Raw genomic sequence first — 20,730 nt, 5'->3', positions numbered from 1 at the left:
TATTCATTTTAAACATAAATTTATATTTATATATATTTTTTTATTGCCAGCTATGATAAAAACGCAATATAGAACTAATTTTTTCTATCTATTATCATTAAATTCATCGTAAAAATGATATTTCTAATCGTGTTAACACCTATATCTAGCTATATATAAAAAGGGCATCAATATATCGACACCCCTAAATGACAAAAGCGGATAGCTCATTACGAACTATCCGCTTATTTCTTTGGTGATCCAGGAGGGATTCGAACCCCCGACCCACGGCTTAGAAGGCCGTTGCTCTATCCAACTGAGCTACTGAACCATGTATACTCATATATAATTATCTACTATAGTATAATTTATGTCTTATATGACGTCAATAAGTGAAACGTCTCACCTAAAAAAGGCAAAAAAAAATGGAGCGGGTGAAGGGAATCGAACCCTCGCGACCAGCTTGGAAGGCTGGGGCTCTACCATTGAGCTACACCCGCAAAATAAAAATGGTCGGAGCAGCAGGATTCGAACCTGCGACCCTCTGGTCCCAAGCCAGATGCGCTACCAAACTGCGCTATGCCCCGTCATTCGTTACTTTGCCATTATAGCAAACCCAATGGTTGATGTCAACCACTACTATCACAGAGAACATCATAAAACATGCATCTCTGTAACGAAATTTATTATATCACCGACCAAAAAAACTGACAAGTATTTTTATGTGAAATTCTATAATTTTATAAATAAAAATAGAAACCGTATAGCGACATTACGGAGCCACACGATTTCTATTAATATCATAATCCGAATCACGCTAGAGTCGTGATTTAAATATGTCACGAAAGCTATATTGTGATTAACCTTCGTAGCTGCCATCTTCAATAACTTGAGGATTTTTAGCGATACCTTGTTTTACAGCAACTTCAGCAACAGCTTTTGCTACAGCCGGAGCCACACGTGGATCAAATACGGACGGCATTACATTTTCATCATTCAATTCGCTATCAGGAATCAAATGTGCCAATGCATCGGCAGCAGCCAATTTCATTTCGTCAGTAATCTTGGATGCGCGAACATCGATAGCACCGCGGAATACACCAGGGAATACGGCCACGTTGTTGATTTGGTTAGGCGCATCGGAACGGCCTGTACCGGCAATGCGAACACCGGCGGCTTTCATATCCGCATAAGTCGCTTCCGGATTAGGATTTGCCATTGCGAATACGATAGCATCATCAGCCAGATTTTCCAAAATGTCTTTTGTGAAAGCACCCACTGCGGATACACCGAGAAGAATGTCTGCACCCTTCGCATTTTCAGCCAAGTTGCCATGTTTTTCTTCAAGGCCTAACATATCAATCAATTCAGCTTGCAAGGAGTCAAGGCGTTTATAGTCCTTATGCAATACACCGGAGGATACCAATACGGTAATGTTGCGGGCACCTGCAAGATACAATAGACGTGCAATGTTCGCACCGGCTGCACCGGCACCGTTTACAACGATTTTAGCAGTCGCTAAATCTTTCTTTACCAAACGAAGAGCACCTTTTACACCGGCAAGACAAGCGATTGCTGTACCGTGTTGATCATCATGGAATACAGGAATTTCCAACTCTTCTTTCAAACGATTTTCAACTTCATAACATTTAGGGGAAGAAATATCTTCCAAGTTGATACCTGCAAAGTTTTTTTGCAGCAATTTTACGGTATTAATCAATGTATCCGCATCTTTTGTATCTACTACCAACGGGATACAGTCAACATTACCGAATTTTTTAAACAGAAGGGATTTCCCTTCCATTACAGGCAAAGCTGCAGCGGCACCGATGTCACCAAGGCCGAGTACACGAGTGCCGTCGGATACTACGGCAACCATATTGGAACGGCATGTCAATTCAAAAGATTCCGCTTCATTATCTTTAATACGCAAGCATGGTTCTGCTACACCAGGAGTGTATGCGACAGATAGATCATGTGCGTCTTTTAATTCATATTTAGTTCCTACAGTTAAGAAACCTTTTAATTCACGTTTTTTCTGTACTGCTAATTCACGTACGTCCATAATAAATCTCCTTTTGGATACAAACGGACTCAATAGAGTCGGTATAAAATACCTCTTGCTAACATCATTATACAGAATGTATGTTAACATTTCAATATTTTTCGATTTAGTTTTTCGAAACTTTTAGAAATGTATAATGATTGTAATTTTACGCTTTCACAGACGGCAGATTTCGACCGTAGAAAATCTCCATCATCTCTTGTTTTAATTGATGTTTAATTTCCTTGATTTCACGAGCGCTCAACTCATCCTCGGTAATACCGAATAAATAATTGTCCAGATCAAATTCCTTCAACATCATTTTCGTATGGAAAATATTTTCCTGATATACATTCACATCAATCATATTGTATAGATTTCTAGTCTTTGCGTTAATGTAGTTTTGAATGGAATTGATGCGATGATCAATATAGATTTTTTTACCCGATACATCGCGTGTAAAGCCGCGCACATGATAATCCAATGTAAGAATATCCGAATCAAAGTTGTTAATCAAATAATTGAGGGCATTAAGCGGTGAAATCTGACCGCATGTGGACACCTCGATATCGGCACGGAATGTGCTGACCCCTTTATGAGGATGACTTTCCGGATATGTATGCACCGTAAGATGCGATTTATCAAGATGCATCACCACATCTTCTTTTTCAATTTCCTCTTCGGAAATCAAGATGGTTACGGACGCCCCCTGCGGATCATAATCCTGCTTTGCCACATTCAAAATATTGGCACCGATGATGCGGCTCACTTCCGTCAAAATCGATGTCAATCGTTCCGCATTATATACTTCATCAATATACTGAATATATTGCTTCTTTTCTTCCTCGGTACGGGTATAACAAATATCATAAATATTAAAACTCAAGGTCTTTGTGAGATTATTAAATCCATATAACTTCATTTTAGGCTTCGCTTTAACTTGTGTATCCATGATATGTCATAACCCTTTCCATGCATAGACTTACTATTTTTTGTGAAAGCTTCGTTTCCGATACTTTCACCATATAATTAAACAATATCCTTTTTATATACAAACTCTACATCAAATTGTCCTTTGTCATAGGTAACGACGGCAAAGGTGCCGCCGGATCGGTCCCGAGGCAGTGAGATACTGCCCGGATTGACAAATAACGCATCGTCCTGACGATATTCGCCGTGATGATGACTGTGACCGGCCACGACCAGGCGCGCCCCCATCGAACATCCAAGATAGAGTAATTCCTGTATTCGATTATAATATGATACCTCATGACCATGAGTCATGTAAATATAGGTATCCTCCAGAGGAATCAACTGTTCCTTCGGCTCGAGAGGCTGCACGCGATCATTATTTCCCCGTACCGCATAAACCGGAACCGCTGTATGATCCTGCATATACCTCGCATCATCGCCATAATCCCCGGCATGCAGCCACATATCGATGTGTCGATTCTCTGTCGCTTTCAATACGAGATCTATATTTTCCAGATACCCGTGGGTATCGCTGATTATACCAATTCGTTTCATACTAACCTAAAATGTTTTGTATTCTAAACCTAACTGTGATTCACATTAAACTTACAGGTATTTTATAAGTTTCCGTAACGCACGGCCTCGATGGCTGATGCTTTCCTTTGCATCGATAGATAGTTCCGCCATGGTTTTCTTACATTGAGGTACGTAAAAGTACGGATCGTATCCGAACCCCTCTGTCCCCTTCGGTTCATCTTGAATCAAGCCGTCACAAAAGCCTTCCGCAGTTATCTCACGACCGTCCGGATACACGAGGGCCAATGCACATACATAGTGGGCCGAGCGGTTGTCGTTTCCCTGTAAATCACGAATCAATTTCGCATTATTCGCATCATCATCTCCATGAACCCCTGCATACCGAGCGGAATACACTCCCGGAGCCCCGTCAAGCGCATCCACCGTAAGTCCTGAATCATCCGCAAGACAGGGCTTCTTTGTGGCCTGCGCATAATAACGAGCCTTAAGCAATGCATTCTCCATAAAGGTAGTACCCGTTTCCTCCGGTTCATTGATATCGATGACATCTTTCACCGATACACACTCAATGGACAGATGTGAAAAAGCCTCTTTAAATTCACGGATTTTACCTTTATTTCCCGTCGCCAATACGATGGTTTTCATATTATACCTCCGGTGCCGTCGGAAATTCTTTGCCGACTTTATTTGCCGTAGCACCTAAGACTTCACGTTGTTTCGCCATCAATTCATCAGTAGCGGCCTCCGCTAAGTCGAGCAATGCATCGAGCTCATGCCGATTAAAAGTACCGTGTTCACCTGTCCCCTGCACCTCTACAAGATTACCGGAACCGGTACGCACCACATTCATATCTACTATCGCAGCGCTATCTTCTTCGTAACAAAGATCGGTAATAGGACCGTCAGGGCCGATTCCCACGGAAATCGCCGCACAGAAGTCGGTAATCGGGAACTTTCCTGCACCGCCGAAGGTGAAATCCACCGCATCAACGAGCGCCACGAATGCACCGGTAATAGATGCGGTGCGGGTGCCTCCATCCGCCTGAATTACATCGCAGTCGACGGTTATGGACCGTTCTCCGAGGGCGTTAAGGTCCACGACAGCACGCAACGCACGCCCTATGAGACGTTGGATTTCAACGGTGCGCCCCGTCTGTTTCCCTTTTACCGCCTCACGGCTGACCCGAGTCTGAGTTGAGCGAGGCAACAGAGAATATTCCGCCGTCACCCAGCCTTGACCTGTCCCTTTCAGCCAACGCGGTACGGAGTCCTCGACAGTAGCCGTGCAAATAACCTTCGTCTTGCCGCACTCGATTAATACGGACCCTTCTGCATATTCCGTAAAATGCCGTGTAATCTTGATAGGTCGTAACTGACCCGCTGTTCTATTATCGCTGCGCATAGGAACCTCACCATTCTAAAATTATACAGATAGAACGCCCCTTTCACAAAGGGGCGCCGTAGCTTTATTATAGCATATTTTTTCTATTTTACATCACAGAGAATATATCCCTCAGCACTTTCGAGCAATCATAATTCATATTGCCCCATGCCTAAAGAATCCACAACGACATAACGGTCGGCACCGCCTTCTATTTTGGCGCGTTTCGCCTCCGTTACCGCATCATACCTCGTAGCCTCATCAGCCTGCCAAGGGATAAACATGGCATAGACACTTTGCGGGCCGTACGGTCCATATTGACCACGTGATAATACACTGTGCCACCCTACCTTATCCTCATACATACGCACTTTTTCGATACGTTCCTCCTGAACCCCCGTTTCATCGTAGTAAATATTGCGATGATCGGACCATATGGGCCCTGTCCCTGAACGCTCCGCCTCAGCCATATCATATCGATTCGCCCACTGGACCTTCCATTTCGATATGAGATCATCAATATATACAGTGACATTCTTTGACTGTTTATAACGCACAGGGTCAAATGCTGGTTCAATAACCTTGCTGTAATCGAGCCCCGCCATAGATAAAATGATACCCGTATTGACATACGGCAACGCTTCTTGCACCGAATAACCGCCTTCAAGAACGGCTATATCCGCCTGCAATAAATCGACCAGTTCCGCATACCCCTTTGCGGTCACCTGCATATTCGCCAATGGATCGCTGAAATGATTATCCTGTCCCGCAGAATTGATGACGATATCCGGCTTGAAATCCTCCAAAATAGGCAATACCAACTCCCGCATCACTGTTAGCAGACCTTCATCACCCGTGCCCGGCGGCAACGGAATATCTATATTCCCGCCGACGGCTTGAGGTCCGCCGAACTCATCCATAAAACCCGTCCCGGGATATAATGTCCGCCCATCCTGATGAAAGCTGATATACAACGTATCAGGGTCGTGATAGAACACATCCTGCGTCCCGTCACCGTGATGAACGTCCGTATCCACCACGGCAATCCGCTTGATTCCATATTGTTGACGCATATGCTGAATCATGACGGCTTCAATATTAATGATACAAAAACCACGAATACCGTGAACCATGGACATCGCATGATGCCCCGGAGGCCGCACGAGGGCAAATGCACGATCCACCTCACCGGATAATACGGCATCTGCCGCTGCAATAGCACCTCCGGCTGACACCCGATGTGCTTCCGTCACCCAGGAAGCCAGATCAGGAGCCCCTACATGAACGCGTTCAATCGTATCCCAATCGGCTACGATAGGATTATATTCACGAATATTAGAGAGATCCAGCAAGCCCTCTTCTACGATCTGGTCTCGCGTATAAAGCAGGCGCTCCTGCCGTTCCGGATGAGTTTCGGAAATCTTCCAGTCAAAGGCCGGGAAAAATACGAGTCCTAATGTCTGACGGTCTTCTACCCGCTCGGCAGATTTCATACCGGCTTGTAGCTGACCTGCATTCTCTATAGCATTTGGATTTACATCCAGATTTTTATCATTTATAGAATATCCTATAGAGGTCAATCCATGACGATTACGATATGATAATCCTTTATTCCACATGATGTTTCACCCCCGCTTCAAGTTGTACTTTCACCGTAATCAAACGCTCCAGCGATTGCCAGCCCTCTACTACAGGGAAATCCTCCAGGCTGATGACCTCCACATCCTGATGATGATTAAGTCCCAACCGATCCGCCTCAGCACACAATAAAGATGTAGCGTAATGGACTACATCATCGCCACGCCGTAGCGTGCAATTCGCTTCCTTGATGCCCAGTTCGGGAACAACGAGCATACGACGCTTCGTATCGACGTGAACGGTAATCTCGATGGTCGATAAAGCCACGGCCGCACCGATGGCATTGGCAACGGCCGCATTATCCGGAATGGTAACCGGCAGTTTCAGATATGTTCCTATACTTTCACCTAAACTCGATGCCGTCCCTCCTACTACCACAAGCTGAGCCGGTTTAAATACATCGGGATTTACGATATCCGCCACCACGTAAACGGGACGTTTATTTTCCGCCGCCACAACGTCTTCGATACCACATTGAATAGTCTGAAGTGCGGTATGTATAATTTTTTGAGCTAATTCCTCTACCGGACCGGAACTATCTAAGGCACGTATTGACTCTTCGGCCAACTTCATATCACCATATCGGGCAAAGCCCAACACGATAAGAGCATCCCCCAAGGTCGGTGTTTCACCGCCGAGCGCCGCCGACGGACCGACGCGTTCAGGGCCTACGGTAAAAACTCCATCCTCAATGCGCACCGCGGACTCGCCGCCGATACCGACAGAGGTTACCGCAAAGGACCGAACGGCACTCGGGTATTCACGGATGGAGACACCATTCTTCGTCATGAGAGGGCGTCCCTGTTTCCACAAGGATATATCCGTCGTAGTGCCTCCAATATCTAAGGCCACCGTATGACTGTCTCCAACCGCTTTCAAAGCATACAATCCCAATACTGTCGCGGCCGGACCCGTGAAAACAGTTTCAACAGGACGTGACTTCATATGTGCAATCGGCAAAGATCCGCCATCCGCCTTAAGAATGTAAAGCGGAGCTGTAATATTACGTTTTCGTAAAGCTTCCTCGACACTCGTTTTAAATGATGTAAATACGGGGGTAACCGCACTGTTAAAATAAGCACTGATCGTACGCCGCGGAAAATTTAAAGATCCGCTGAGACTGCTCCCCGTCGAAATCACATCGTAATATGATTTCAGCTGATTCGCCACGGATAGTTCCTCTTGAGGATTACGAACACCGAACTTTGCCGATACCGCCGCCAGATTATGTTTATGTCGATTAGCGGAAATATCCGCTACGGATGTTTCCACTACAATACCGCGGTGGTCCGTATAGCCTTTTATATATTGTGGTTGTACGGGAAAGCTATAGTCCACGTTCATCCCGGGTCCCGTAATAACATATAAATCTACAGGCGCCTCCTTATGTTCCACAATGGTATTGGTCACAACGGTCGTAGACAGGGTAACCTGCTCGATAGATTTCGTTAAATTATCAGCTTCGCCGGTCTTAGCAGCATGAGTACGCAATGACTGTAACACCGCATCAAGGGCTGCACCGATACCGTCCATGAGATTATCCTTTGTTGTACGCGCCTTTGCCGATGCAATCACGCGATGTCCTTCAATGATGACCGCATCCGTAAAAGTGCCGCCCACATCCAATCCTAATAGCATAAAACCTCCTATACCGATCAGATCGCTAGAAAACAAATAATCGGTTAATCAAAAAATCAATCGAAACACAATGGAAAAAGGCTGTACTCATCTCTATGAGACGAGTACAGCCTTCTGTTATTTCGCAGATACAGATGCGTAATTCTTGATGATAACAATCGGAGTCATTTGACTGTCATTACCGAACGGATTATCAATCAAAAGCTTTGCAATTTTACTGGCGTCAACGCCGCTGCTCGTACCGAGTACGGCAGAGCGCTTCAAGTCGTTAACATCCGCCACAACGGCACCGTAACAACCGGTACGGGACACGATTTTCTCCGCTACCTTATCCGGATTTTTCGGACCGTATACGATATGTTTATCGAATGGCGGCATGGTGCCCGTTACGTCGTCGGCAAGAGCCGCCGCACGGGAAATTGAATAAAACACGCCGTTTTTTCTAAATATTTTTGCAATGGCGCCAAGGATAAAGGCACCCAAAACTTTCCATTTACCATCAATTTCCATAGCCGCCTGCATGCCGTAAACGGAGCTCATGGACCCCTCTGCAGGTACAAAGCGATTGATGAGACGAGCCTGCCAGGACGGCGTTAACTCTTCCGGACGGGTGAAATGTCCCTGCGTAATAGCCACAACGGATTCCGCTACGCATACGATATCCTCAGGTCCTATATTATGTCCGCCGTATTCAACAATGGCATCTACGATGTCATCATTATCTGTCAGTATACGCGTAGGAACCGTAACCAATTCTAACTCTGCCATAGCTGCCTCCTTAATGCCCTAATGCGGCTTCTAATTCTTCCGGTGTCAATCGTACACGATCTTTTGCAATATGCCAGTCTTCACGACCGACCACCTGGTATACGATATCGATATTCATGTAAGGGAAACCGATAAGAGCGTCCCGAATATTGCCATTCTTGGCTTTCAATGTTACATATAGACGAATCGTACCGCCCTTACGTGGTTCGATGATAACAGATTCAAAGTAACCGTCGTTACGGGGACGACTCATATCCATCGTCCAGGACTCTACTTTCACCGCATCAAACTGTTCCTCCGGCAAGAGATGACGAGGGAATAAATCCATTATAGTACCGTTCTGACGCCCCTTATTTACAAACGGAATATCACAGAACAATGTAATGCTATCAAATGTCATATCCAACAATTGAAAGTTCGTTTTCCGTTTCGGCAACAACACAATATGCTCATCGCCTTGTTTAAGGACAAATAAACGAAATAATAAGTACAGCACCGCAATAATTACGATAATGGCAACTACTGCAGTTAGGATATTATATAACCACATAAGGGCATCTCCTTTACAATGTAATATACTCTATGGTTCTGCGACTTGTATCAAGAAAGGATGCGCTTAGCATATCGCCTAAAACGATATCCTTTGTAAAATACAAATCCACGGAGCCCGATGTTTTCTGCGGATTGAACAAATCATTTCCGGCTAATGTACGCCTTACAAGTTCACTTGTTTCAAAAGCGGGATCGATAAAACGAATCCGCCCCTCCGTCAGTTCCTCCAACAGAGGCTGTACAAACGGGAAATGGGTACATCCGAGGACTACCACATCAATTTCTCGCGATAAAAGAGGCTCTAAATATTCACTACATACATCGCGCACAAAATGATCATCTAAATGGCCCTGCTCGATCAATCCCGCCAGCTCGGGACAAGGTTGTTCCCAAACGAGGATCTCATGATCCACCTCAAGGGCTACATGTTTGTGAATATGACTGTTTACAGTCGCCACCGTAGCCATGATGCCGATAGTATTGCTCTTGCTGGCGTCAATAGCGCTCTTTACACCTTGAGATACGCCGATAACCGGCACGGACACGCGCGCACGCACCGCATCCAAAGCCACCACCGTAAATGTGTTACAGGCGATAACGATCAGCTTCACAGGCTGATTTTCTAACGCATCCGCAATGCGGCATGCCAACGCAGTGATTTCATCATCACTGCGATTTCCCACAGGATTATTCGCATTATCACCGATATAAACAAAATCTTCGTTAGGAAACTGTTCTTGTAATACCTTTAATACGGATAAACCGCCGACCCCGGAATCAAAGACGCCGATGGGTAATTGTTGTCGATTACTCATGATGCATCTCCTCGACAGCTGCTAACATGGGTTGATAAAAAGTATCCTCCAGACGTACAATCTTACCCGTCGATTTCGACATGAACGCATTCTTCGTTTCGCCCGTCGCAAGCAACGCGCCGTCAGAGGCACGACACATGCGATAGCGGAAAACCATCTGTGCACGAGTCATCTTGACCAGGTAGGTCTCAATATGAATTTCATCATCAAATCTGGCCGGCTCTTTATAATCGCAGGATACAGTCATAATAGGAAACACGATATCCCGATTCATCATATCCCACAATGTCACCCCGATATGACGAAGAAACTCGATGCGGGCCAGCTCAAACCATCTGAAATGATTACTATGATGTGCAATACCCATCATATCGGTTTCATAAAAACGTACATGTATTGAAGCAATATGCATAAATCTTTCCTTCTTAAACAGAATACAAATTTCATTGTATATCTATTGCTATAGGGTGTCAAATAAATAGAGGCAGTTCAATCACAACAGGATTAAACTGCCTTAATTGGTGAAAGTTTACCCATTGCCACCAAAAGGGAAAAATTTCTTTGCTTGTTGCTGATGACTGGTCTTGATATATCGGTTGGCAACCTTATACGCAATCCCGAGTACAGCCATATCATCTAGCCATCCCAAAACGGCAATTGTATCGGGAACGATATCAATGGGCAACACAAGATATCCCAGGGCACCGGCAATAACGGCTTTCACATATTTCGGCGTATCCTCGTCCCGCAAACAGAAAAACAAGGTCACCGCTTGTTGTACAAAGGCAAGTTTCTTACCGTATCGCCCGAGAAAGACGACAAATCTGGATTCACTGAAAAACTTACCGTATTTAATGATTTTTAATGGATTCATCACATTAATCCTTCAATGCTTATCTGCGAAATTCGTCAAACTTGGACCTCGTAGTTTCCTTTACCGTAGAAATTGCCTGTCCCGCAGATTCTTTAGCAGTGCCTACGACGTTCGTAGCCGTAGCTTTCGCATTCTCTACAGCCACTTGAGCCGAAGCCTTTGCTACCTCCACGCCGCCTTTAGCTAATTCCTTAGCAGTCTCAAAGCCGTCCTTCGCCGATTCGTATTTTTCCTTCGCCGCATCGGACACCTTTGCCACAACTTCAGCGGCATTATCATGGAGTTGATACTTCGTTTCGTTATTCCACTTTTCAATGGCCGGGCTTACCTTATCATCATAGACCTGTTTCAAAGTTTCCTTTGCCAATCCTGTTTCATTGGCAATACCTGCCCACACGTCGCGTTGACCTTGCGTGAAAGGAATGCTGGTCGCAGCATCGCGGGCAATTTCGGAGGCCATCGCTTTGCCGTTTTCAAGGAATTCCGCAACCATAGGTTTGTAGCGTTCAATATCGGAAGGCATACCGTCCTGAATCCAGATATGTGCAACCTTGCCGATTGCATACGTCAATCCGATAGCCACAGGTATGCGGACAGCTTTCACAGGAATCACTAAGGATATCGCGGCAGTCGCTACAGCCGTACTCAAACCACCCACAAAGCCTACAACGGCACCAGTTTGTAATTCCACATCATATAAATGGGCAATGCGCGTTACCATATATGTTGCATTAGCACATAGCGCAACATTACTGAATTTTGGAGATAAAGCCAATGCTGCCGCACGCCCTGCCCCCCAGAAAATAAATTGTTCAACTTGATAATCACGATCTTGAGAACCGTCCATAAGAGGCTCAAGTGTTACGCCATTATATTCCGCCATAATTATTCTCCTTTGTTGTGTACCAACTATAGGTCATATTATTAGTATTATTATACCATTCTATGTGTAGAAGTGAAATGAAATTTTATGTTTACCCCGTAAATGGTTCATATCGAAAAGCATCATTATGAGGGCTGTCTTTACCAACTTGTGAGACCGCCGTCTATGGTCCACGCCGCACCTGTTACGAACGAAGCTTTACGGCTCAATAAGAATGCGATAACTTCACCGATTTCATGTGGTTTGCCGATGCGCCCCAACGGATAATGCTGTCCCATTTCCGCCTTTGCGGTCGCCATATCCTGATGAGCATGAGCTATTTGTTTATCCACCAATGATGTATCTACATCGCCGGGACACACGCAGTTGACCCGCACCCCATGAGGCGCCATTTCCAAAGACAGCGATTTAGTAAAACTGACCACGGCCCCCTTCGATGCGCCGTATACGGAGCATGCTACATTTCCTTGAAGCCCCGCATCGCTGGCCACCGTTACGATACTGCCCTTCGCTGATCGTAAATAAGGCAATGAAGCCTGGCATAAGAATACGGTGCCCTTCACATTGGTGCCGAACATCTCGTCAAAGGCGGCTTCCGTCACATCCGCCAAAAGTTCTTCTTCATAATAACCCGCCGCAGTCACGAGGGCCGAAATACCGCCGAAAAAATTTACCGTTTCCTTTACAATACGCTGACAATCTTCTATTTTCGATACATCACCTTGCACAAAGCGAACTTTTGACGAAAAGCGGCGCAATTTCATTTTCGCCTTCTGTCCTTCCCGTTCATTACGGCCGTTAATAGCTACACACCAGCCGTCCTTCAACAACAGTTCCGCCGTAGCAAACCCGATGCCCGACGTACCACCGCTGATCAATGCCACCTGCACATCACTTTTATGAGGCATACCTAGCCCTCCTATAAGTTCGTAATATAATCAAACACCAATTTTATGAGCATGACAGTCGTTACCGACAAAAACACGACACGCACCAGAGACGAGCCTTTCATGATGGCCAGCTGCGACCCTATATACGCACCGATCACCTGACCGACGGCCGCCGCCAAACCATAATAAACTTGTACATGCCCAAGATAGAAAAACACGATAAGCGATGCTAAATTACTGGTAAAATTTAAAATCTTCGCATTCGCCGAAGCGTGAAGAAAATCAAAGCCCGTAAAAATAAAACCCATGATGAGAAATGTTCCGGTCCCCGGTCCGATAAATCCATCATACATACCGATGCCAAGGGCGAAGGCCATACAAATATATAAAGCCCGTCCCATCACTTGCGATGTACGATTCACCTCGCCCCAGTCCCTTTTAAACACCACGAACAGCGTCACCCCTACAAGAAGTGCGATAATAATGGGTTTTACATAGAGAGGCGGCAACGATACCACCGCAACGGTACCGACCATGGAACCTATAAAGGTAAACGGTAAAAGTTTACAAACCAGGCTGAAGTCGACCATGCCGTTGCGCAAGAACGTAATGGATGCGCTGCCGGCACCAAAAATGCTGGATAGTTTATTACTGCCGAGAGCCACGCTGGGCGGCAGGTTCGTAAGCAGCATAGCCGGCACGGAAATGAGCCCGCCACCGCCGACAATGGAGTCCACAAATCCCGCGAAAGCGCCTGCCACACAGAGCAGCATAAGCACTAACACATCGTAAGGTAATCCCGTTATTCCTATTAGCCAATCCATAGATTTCCTCTTTTCACATAGTACAGCAACGGTCGCCGAAGGCCACCGTTGTCATGCTTTATGTATTTGATTGTACACCGAGTCGATCTAAAGCCAATGTGTATCCATCGGCACCATATACCAAACATCGTTTTACACGGCTGATTGTAGCCGTACTGGCTCCGGTTTCCTCTACAATTGTTTCATAGCTGTCACCGGAACGCAACATTTTAGCCACTTGTAAGCGTTGAGATAATGCCTTGAGTTCGTTGACCGTGCAAATATCCTCAAAAAACGCATAACATTCTTCAATATTTTTCAAGGTCAGGATAGCGGTGAATAATTCATCATTTTGTAGGCTTCTTAATTTCTCATTTATGCTCATAAGTACCTCCTATTTCTTATTCATCGCTTTAGATAGACCGTCACCGATCATCTGAATTACCTGCACGAGAATAACCAAAATAATGATAGTCGCAATCATGATATCCGCCTGAAAACGTTGATAGCCGTACCGGATGGCAATATCACCGAGGCCGCCGCCGCCGATAGCGCCGGCCATCGCCGAATAGCCGATGAGGTTCACGATAAGAACCGTCACATTGTCGATAATAGTCGGCAAGGCTTCCGGCAACAATACCTTCCAGATAATCTGAACCGGACTGGCCCCCATCGATTGTGCCGCCTCGATAACACCGAAGTTAATATCCTTAATCGATGTTTCCACAAGACGTGCCAGGAACGGGATAGCCGCCAAGGTCAACGGCACACAGGCCGCCGTCGTACCGATAGAGGTACCCGCCACCATACGTGTAAACGGGATAATGGCAACCATCAAAATAATGAACGGTACGGAACGAACCGCATTGATTACGGCCCCCAACACCTTATTCAAAGCGGCATTTTCGAGAATATGTCCCTTTGAAGTAACGACGAGAATAACACCTAACGGAATTCCCAGTAACATCGCCATCACCGTAGAGACAACGGTCATCTGCGATGTATCCAAGGTACCGGTTATGAGTAGATTAATGACTTGCTCTGACATAACCGATCACCTCGCTTTCAATTGGCAATGTTTTGATATACTCAAGCCCTTCCTGCGCTCTTTCAGGGTCACCGTTCAATATGACGATAAGACGCCCTACGCTCGTATCCTGAATGTAGTCGATGCCACCAAAGAGAATGCTTACATCTAAATCGAACCGTCTTACGAGTCCCGCCACGACAGGTTCATCTGTAGCTTGCCCCGTAAATTTAAGGCGTACCAGCGGTGCCGTTCCGCCAACCCATTGATCATGCAGTTCCAGATGCGCAAGTGCTTCAGGAGGCAGATTATCACTCACGACGGAGCTGATAAAGTCCTTCGTCGTATTCTCGCGAGGATGCGTGAATACCTCAAGGGTACTGCCTTCTTCGAGGATTACGCCGCCTTCAATGACCGCCACACGGTCACAGATTTCGCGTATGACATGCATTTCATGAGTGATGAGGACGATAGTAAGTCCCATCTTCTCATTGATATTCTTCAGTAATTTTAAAATGGAGTCCGTCGTCTGCGGATCGAGCGCTGATGTCGCTTCATCGCAAAGGAGAACCTTCGGATTGGACGCCAATGCACGGGCGATGCCGACACGCTGCTTCTGACCGCCTGATAATTGAGACGGGTAATTATTCATACGTTCCGTAAGGCCAACGATGTCGAGGATCGGCATGATACGTTCCTTGATTTCCGATTTGTTCATGCCTTGCAGTTCCAATGGGAACGATACATTATCGTATACGGTACGGGATGACAACAGATTAAAATGTTGGAAAATCATGCCGATTTGCTTACGCGCCTTACGTAAATCGGATTTTCCAAGCTTCGTTAAATCAGTTCCGTTTACGATAACGGAACCTGATGTAGGCGCTTCGAGCATATTAATGCAGCGAATCAATGTGGACTTGCCCGCACCGGATTGACCGATAATGCCGAAGATTTCACCTTCCTTGACGGTAAGGTTGATATCCTTCAATGCCTCCACACGATTAGCGCCTTCATAGACTTTACTAATGTGTTGTAATTCTATCAAAATACTATCCTTTCTTATGAAAGTAAATACTAAACTAATTTAACCTGATCACAGATTATCGCAACAGGGTACACCAATAACATTATATTCAGTAATGCCGAAAAACCAGATATCTGTTTATACAGCGGATACTAAGGCACCCATCAAGGGAGACCTTCTTCCATCAGCTTCTGTAATGCTTCTCGAAGCCGTAGTGTGACGGTCCCCGGTTTACCACCGGATACAGGATTGCGATCCAGTTTGATGATTGGAATAACGCCGCCAATCGTATCGGTAAAGAATAATTCATCCGCATCGTCCACGAAGGCGCGGTCAAATTCCTTTTCAATAAGTGTAATACCTAATGACGGTGCAACACGGGTCAGAATCATTTGACGTGTAATGCCCTTCAAGATGTGATTATCCGCCGGATGCGTGTACAAGATACCGTCTTTTACGGCAAATACATTCGACGTTGCACCTTCCATACAAATATCGTCGCGAAATAAAATCGCCGTATAGGCAAATTTCTTTTCCGCCTTTGTTTGAGCTAAAATATTCGGAATCAGGTTGGTCGTCTTAATATCCACATGACCCCACCGTTCATCCGGTAAGGCAATCGCCTTTACACCTTCCCCTAATTTATTAACCGCTTCCATGTCCAGAATGCGGATGGACATGAGCATCTGCGGCTCCAACTTAGAGCGATCATAGGCATGATGACGCGGTGCTACGCCACGAGAAATCTGCAAATAAATATACCCGTCCCTGATCTCACTTTGTTCGATCAGTATTTCATGCAACTCCGTCAAATCATCAGGTGTCATTTTAACAGGAATATCCATTTCACGCATGGACCGATACAGGCGATCCTGGTGATACGATAAGGCAAAGCATCGACCATTTACAACACGTACCACTTCATACACGGAGTCGCCGAACAGATATCCCCGGTCATCAATGCTGACTACCTTGGCGCCTGGTTCGACGAATTCGCCGTTAAAATATGTTAATTCTTGCATAGGAGCACCTCTTTTTCTATATCGTTACTCTATTTCTAATAGCAATCATCATGAATTTATTATATCATAATTGCTTTTAAATTTTCACACTTTACTTTGTAAAAGATAGTATTTTCCCATAAAAAAATCCGCCGGCATAGCATAGCAAAAAACTATGCCCCGGCGGATAATTATCGGCCCAACACAAAACGCCGCACCTGTTTAGGCAACTGATCCAGCGCAAGGGTCGTCAGATACGACAAACCTAACGCCATGATATACATGGCAATAACGTGTATAACCGTATATGTTAAATTATATTTTGCCATCAGACCGGACAGGATGAGCAGCCAAAACGGATGAACCAGATACACACCGTAGGATGTATCCCCGATTTGAGACCAGAAAGCCTCCATGGTCGCGTTGAGCGGTACCGTCTGAAACAAAAACAAGCTAAACAAGGTACCGAGCCCCGTATAGAGAACCCCCATCGGACTCATTTGATGTACCGTATAAATCGCTTCGAGTACGGTGTAATGCCATACATCCATCACATAGTAGTAGGCGCCCAGCATGAGCAATGCCGACCCCACTGCACCGACGGCCAATGCATAGCGGTAACGCCACATATACTCACGCACCGCATCATATCGCTCGGCACAAACGGCACCTAAAAGAAAAATCCATACATAGTGAATCACCCAGTAATTGAGGCGCATATCAAAAAGATATTTAATAGCCGGTCGGTCGCCGAAATGTTGTGTCACCCACGCCCCGAGCATGTAGGATGATACATAATCGATACCCACCTGTAGCGCCAAAAGAACCGACAGCCACAGCACGGGCCGTTTCAATATGACTTTCACCATGGCGCGCCATATCGGCATCATCACATAAAACCACAAAAGAATGACCATAAAGTACAGATGGTACATGGATGTGCCGAACAGCATATTCACGGCCAGCGGTCCCGGATGCAGATTCGCGAAATTATGAGATGTCGCCGCTGCATAAAGCAGATAAAACAACGACCACACAATATATGGAAATAGCACCACCTGGATGCGGCGGTGCATAAATTCCTTATATGAGAATGGTCCCTCTACCGAGGTATGATAAAACAGACCGAAGGCAGAAAGAAAAAAGAACGCAGGAACTCCGAAGCGTGACAGAATTTCCAGCACGCCGATGAGCTGTAAATTTACAAAGGGATTTTGCAATGCATAGGACCCTACGTGAATGCCGATAACACCGAGCATGCAGAGTCCGCGCATATAGGTAATTTCCGGTAAAAACGCCTTTTTCATAACCATGCTCGTTTCATTAATGTCCCGGTGCAGCGGCCGGTGTCGGCACAAGACGAGGACCTTGAGAAGTCGTAGCCGGTTGTGTTACCACATTCGAAGGCGCTGTTTCTGTTTTTTGTTGTGTCGGTTGTGCAGGTTGAGCCGGTTGCGCAGCTTGTCCGTTTTGACCGGCCTCTTTGGCCGCTTTTGCTTTAGCCTCTGCTTCCGCCTTGGCCTTCGCTTCCGCTTCGCGTTTCAGCCGCAATTCTTTTTCAAGAGGTACTACCGGTTTATCATAAACGGTGATGTCCGTTTCAAATAAACGGCCCCATGGGAATGTGGCCTTCACCGTACGAGGATTTACCTTAAGGTATTTTTCAGCGAAATCCTGAATGCGTTCGCCGAGATAGCTTTCAAGGCGTTCATTGAGCTCGCCCGAGTATCGAACGTTATCCGTGCGGATAGAATCCTGCATGCGGTAAATATCCTTACGGATATTCGCCTGATAAGCCCAGTTATCCAAGTACTGTTGCGTCAACATGTTGCGATGGCTTTCAGGGCTCATAGTTTTGAGCAGCAGGCCTTGCGCAATCGCATAACCTACCGTATTACTTGCCGTATTCCAGCCGTTATAGGCACCGATCTTATAAAGCATATCGCGTTTATACATAGCGGATACCAATGTATTGTCCGCACCATTATTATAGGCGATGTCCGCAACACTCACATTGACACCGGAATCAACCGCCTGTTGAATGCGATCTACAAAGGCATTGGTAGATTTAGAGATCATCGGGAAGTTTTCAAAGTTTTCAGATTCCCCCGTACTTGTCGTAAGCGGTGTATTCACAGCCAATAAAACCGTCGGCTTGCCTTGCGTTACCATCGTACCGCCTACAGCCTGCACGTGTTCCGCAATCGTCTTATCAACGGTCTGATCTTCGTATCCCGGCAAGGTCTTACCGGCGCCGCCGAGAGGATAAATCACGGAAAAAGTCGGTTTTTCCGCACTTTCATCGGTACGGGAACGAGCCATCAACAACAAGCCGAGTTGATCGGCCCCCGGGAAGCTGCCATATTTTTCAACAGGAATATCCTTTGAATACGAATTCAGATAACGACCTTCCAATGCGGACTGGGATAATTGAGATGTATCATCATGGCCCAATGCGAAATAATCGAATACGCCGCTGCGGGTTTCATCGATTAAGCCCTTATTGACCTTCATGTTCTTTTGACGACGTTCAAACCAGTCCTGCAGATATTCCACAGGTACGGAAGCTTGAAGGCTCATCAATTTTTGCGTTTCCTCCTGCGTCAAGGAAGCTGCATCCATCTTGTCCTGCAATGCGGCAATTTGGAAAATAGTCGGACCGTATTCGGCGTAATATGCCGGCTCCGTACCGCCACCGCTGGCACGAGGGGAGCGCATTACCGTACCGAAACCGTAAATGCGCACATTTCTATGACGCGCCTTTAGGCCTTCGATTCGTTTCAACCGATTTTGCAATACACTGAGAGGAATATTATGCTTACGAGAATCAACAAGACCGCCGTAAATAAGGGAGTCCGTACTCAATACCATAACATCTGCACGACCGGCATTCTGTTCGACCCAGTCCCAGATTTTGTCCGCCTGACCTTGATAAGTCTTGCCGGAAATCAGATTCTGAGGTGGTGTCAACACGGTCATCCCCGCTTCACGCGCCGTATCAACGGTGTACTGTAAACTTACAGGACGATCATCTTGCGGTACATACAAAACGGTTTCCGCATCAACATAGATGGACGTACCTGTAGCAATAGCTGTTGCCATGAGGGCCACTTTCAACCACTTATTAGTCATATATAAACTCCTTCTCCATAGGCGGGTCAATATAAACCCGCAGAAATAACTGCTTTATAATACCTTTAATTTCTGACAGTTTTATGAAATCCTTATTACTACGATTATAGCACTTACCGAACCTTTGGCAAACTCCACCGATATTTGATGGCCAACAGGCGTATAATGAGAACGATACTGAAAGCTCCATACACGGCCTGTCCGGTCCAGCCGTACAGGACCATAACGTAATAGACGATGCCGCCGATGATGCTGGGCAAGGCGTATACATCTTCTTTCAGAACGGACGGAATGCGCTGCGCCAGCATGTCCCGAATAATGCCACCCCCGACGGCGGTTATCGTCCCGAGAAGAACGATAAAAATCGGTAAATCCGGATACAATGTATAACCCGCAGATGCGCCGGTCACCGTAAAGGATGCCAACCCCACCGCATCGGCAAACAGATAGCTGGCCCGACTGCGAGGCCCCATCACCTGCCGTCGATATCGGCTGCTGTAGATGATAAATACGATAATCGTCACCACGATGACCACCGTTACATACACGATATTCCGCAGCGAGTTCGGCGGAAAATAGCCGAGCAATACATCGCGAACAATACCGCCCCCGATGGCCGTCGCCAGAGCGAGAACGGACATACCGAAGATATCCATTTTCCGCGCCACCCCCACAAGAGCGCCGGATACGGCAAAAGCAATCGTCCCGATCATATCAAATATATACCATATAATATCCATAGTTCCCCCACACAATCTATTCGCATAAC

At 46.0% G+C, this 20,730-nt stretch carries 22 protein-coding genes and 3 tRNA genes; all 25 read right to left on the bottom strand.

Going from position 1 to position 20,730, the window contains the following annotated elements:
• Positions 1 to 233: 233 nt before the first annotated feature.
• Positions 234 to 310, bottom strand: a tRNA-Arg gene (locus tag VEHSUH05_RS02055).
• 95 nt (positions 311 to 405) lie between these two features.
• Positions 406 to 479 (bottom strand) — tRNA-Gly (locus VEHSUH05_RS02050).
• A 10-nt stretch (positions 480 to 489) separates the two neighbouring features.
• Positions 490 to 566, bottom strand: a tRNA-Pro gene (locus VEHSUH05_RS02045).
• Positions 567 to 838: 272 nt separating this feature from the next.
• Positions 839 to 2,044: an NAD(P)-dependent malic enzyme gene (locus VEHSUH05_RS02040; protein WP_105090592.1), complete on the bottom strand. Its 1,206-nt coding sequence runs from the start codon at positions 2,042 to 2,044 to the stop codon at positions 839 to 841.
• A gap of 148 nt (positions 2,045 to 2,192) precedes the next feature.
• A complete protein-coding gene (speD, locus tag VEHSUH05_RS02035; protein WP_038117920.1) occupies positions 2,193 to 2,975 on the bottom strand; it encodes an adenosylmethionine decarboxylase in 783 nt (260 codons plus the stop codon).
• 77 nt (positions 2,976 to 3,052) lie between these two features.
• Positions 3,053 to 3,550, bottom strand: coding sequence for a metallophosphoesterase family protein (locus tag VEHSUH05_RS02030; protein WP_105090591.1), 498 nt, complete (start codon positions 3,548 to 3,550; stop codon positions 3,053 to 3,055).
• 51 nt (positions 3,551 to 3,601) lie between these two features.
• The gene (locus VEHSUH05_RS02025; RefSeq protein ID WP_105090590.1) at positions 3,602 to 4,177 is read right to left on the bottom strand and encodes an XTP/dITP diphosphatase; all 576 of its coding nucleotides are present in this window, start codon (positions 4,175 to 4,177) and stop codon (positions 3,602 to 3,604) included.
• Position 4,178: 1 nt separating this feature from the next.
• Positions 4,179 to 4,934: a ribonuclease PH gene (gene rph / locus VEHSUH05_RS02020; RefSeq protein WP_105090589.1), complete on the bottom strand. Its 756-nt coding sequence runs from the start codon at positions 4,932 to 4,934 to the stop codon at positions 4,179 to 4,181.
• 128 nt (positions 4,935 to 5,062) lie between these two features.
• Positions 5,063 to 6,406 carry a histone deacetylase family protein gene (locus VEHSUH05_RS02015; protein WP_425445594.1) on the bottom strand — a complete coding sequence of 448 codons (1,344 nt, stop codon included), beginning with the start codon at positions 6,404 to 6,406 and terminating at the stop codon, positions 5,063 to 5,065.
• 115 nt (positions 6,407 to 6,521) lie between these two features.
• The gene (locus VEHSUH05_RS02010; protein WP_105090587.1) at positions 6,522 to 8,189 is read right to left on the bottom strand and encodes a hydantoinase/oxoprolinase family protein; all 1,668 of its coding nucleotides are present in this window, start codon (positions 8,187 to 8,189) and stop codon (positions 6,522 to 6,524) included.
• A 117-nt stretch (positions 8,190 to 8,306) separates the two neighbouring features.
• Entirely contained in the window at positions 8,307 to 8,957 is a 651-nt protein-coding gene (locus VEHSUH05_RS02005; RefSeq protein ID WP_105090586.1) for a coenzyme F420-0:L-glutamate ligase, read from the bottom strand.
• Between the two features lie 10 nt (positions 8,958 to 8,967).
• Entirely contained in the window at positions 8,968 to 9,507 is a 540-nt protein-coding gene (locus VEHSUH05_RS02000) for a hypothetical protein (RefSeq protein ID WP_105090585.1), read from the bottom strand.
• A gap of 13 nt (positions 9,508 to 9,520) precedes the next feature.
• Positions 9,521 to 10,324, bottom strand: a complete 804-nt coding sequence (gene murI, locus VEHSUH05_RS01995) for a glutamate racemase (protein ID WP_105090584.1) — start codon at positions 10,322 to 10,324, stop codon at positions 9,521 to 9,523.
• A complete protein-coding gene (locus tag VEHSUH05_RS01990; RefSeq protein WP_105090583.1) occupies positions 10,317 to 10,736 on the bottom strand; it encodes an acyl-CoA thioesterase in 420 nt (139 codons plus the stop codon). Before VEHSUH05_RS01990 ends, murI begins: the two co-directional genes overlap by 8 nt.
• A gap of 117 nt (positions 10,737 to 10,853) precedes the next feature.
• Positions 10,854 to 11,198: a YkvA family protein gene (locus VEHSUH05_RS01985; RefSeq protein ID WP_054673830.1), complete on the bottom strand. Its 345-nt coding sequence runs from the start codon at positions 11,196 to 11,198 to the stop codon at positions 10,854 to 10,856.
• Between the two features lie 19 nt (positions 11,199 to 11,217).
• Positions 11,218 to 12,081: a hypothetical protein gene (locus tag VEHSUH05_RS01980; protein ID WP_105090582.1), complete on the bottom strand. Its 864-nt coding sequence runs from the start codon at positions 12,079 to 12,081 to the stop codon at positions 11,218 to 11,220.
• Between the two features lie 140 nt (positions 12,082 to 12,221).
• On the bottom strand, positions 12,222 to 12,989 hold the full coding sequence (locus VEHSUH05_RS01975) for an SDR family NAD(P)-dependent oxidoreductase (protein WP_038117948.1): 768 nt from the start codon (positions 12,987 to 12,989) through the stop codon (positions 12,222 to 12,224).
• A gap of 11 nt (positions 12,990 to 13,000) precedes the next feature.
• On the bottom strand, positions 13,001 to 13,795 hold the full coding sequence (locus VEHSUH05_RS01970) for a TSUP family transporter (protein ID WP_054673832.1): 795 nt from the start codon (positions 13,793 to 13,795) through the stop codon (positions 13,001 to 13,003).
• Between the two features lie 58 nt (positions 13,796 to 13,853).
• Positions 13,854 to 14,159 (bottom strand): YerC/YecD family TrpR-related protein, encoded by a 306-nt coding sequence (locus VEHSUH05_RS01965; protein ID WP_038117953.1) that lies wholly within the window; start codon positions 14,157 to 14,159, stop codon positions 13,854 to 13,856.
• Between the two features lie 9 nt (positions 14,160 to 14,168).
• A complete protein-coding gene (locus tag VEHSUH05_RS01960) occupies positions 14,169 to 14,822 on the bottom strand; it encodes a methionine ABC transporter permease (protein WP_105090581.1) in 654 nt (217 codons plus the stop codon).
• Positions 14,803 to 15,849, bottom strand: a complete 1,047-nt coding sequence (locus tag VEHSUH05_RS01955; protein ID WP_105090580.1) for a methionine ABC transporter ATP-binding protein — start codon at positions 15,847 to 15,849, stop codon at positions 14,803 to 14,805. Before VEHSUH05_RS01955 ends, VEHSUH05_RS01960 begins: the two co-directional genes overlap by 20 nt.
• A gap of 143 nt (positions 15,850 to 15,992) precedes the next feature.
• Entirely contained in the window at positions 15,993 to 16,850 is an 858-nt protein-coding gene (locus tag VEHSUH05_RS01950; RefSeq protein ID WP_105090579.1) for an aminotransferase class IV, read from the bottom strand.
• 170 nt (positions 16,851 to 17,020) lie between these two features.
• A complete protein-coding gene (locus VEHSUH05_RS01945) occupies positions 17,021 to 18,136 on the bottom strand; it encodes an acyltransferase (protein ID WP_170007086.1) in 1,116 nt (371 codons plus the stop codon).
• 16 nt (positions 18,137 to 18,152) lie between these two features.
• Positions 18,153 to 19,961, bottom strand: coding sequence for a DUF4127 family protein (locus VEHSUH05_RS01940; protein ID WP_105090577.1), 1,809 nt, complete (start codon positions 19,959 to 19,961; stop codon positions 18,153 to 18,155).
• A 113-nt stretch (positions 19,962 to 20,074) separates the two neighbouring features.
• Positions 20,075 to 20,701, bottom strand: a complete 627-nt coding sequence (locus VEHSUH05_RS01935) for a trimeric intracellular cation channel family protein (RefSeq protein WP_105090576.1) — start codon at positions 20,699 to 20,701, stop codon at positions 20,075 to 20,077.
• Positions 20,702 to 20,730: the final 29 nt, after the last annotated feature.

It is taken from the genome of Veillonella denticariosi JCM 15641 (assembly GCF_002959855.1).
In the GTDB taxonomy this organism is placed as follows: domain Bacteria; phylum Bacillota; class Negativicutes; order Veillonellales; family Veillonellaceae; genus Veillonella; species Veillonella denticariosi.
The sequence above is the reverse complement of the archived record's forward strand: the minus strand, read 5'-3'. Positions and strand labels throughout refer to the sequence as shown.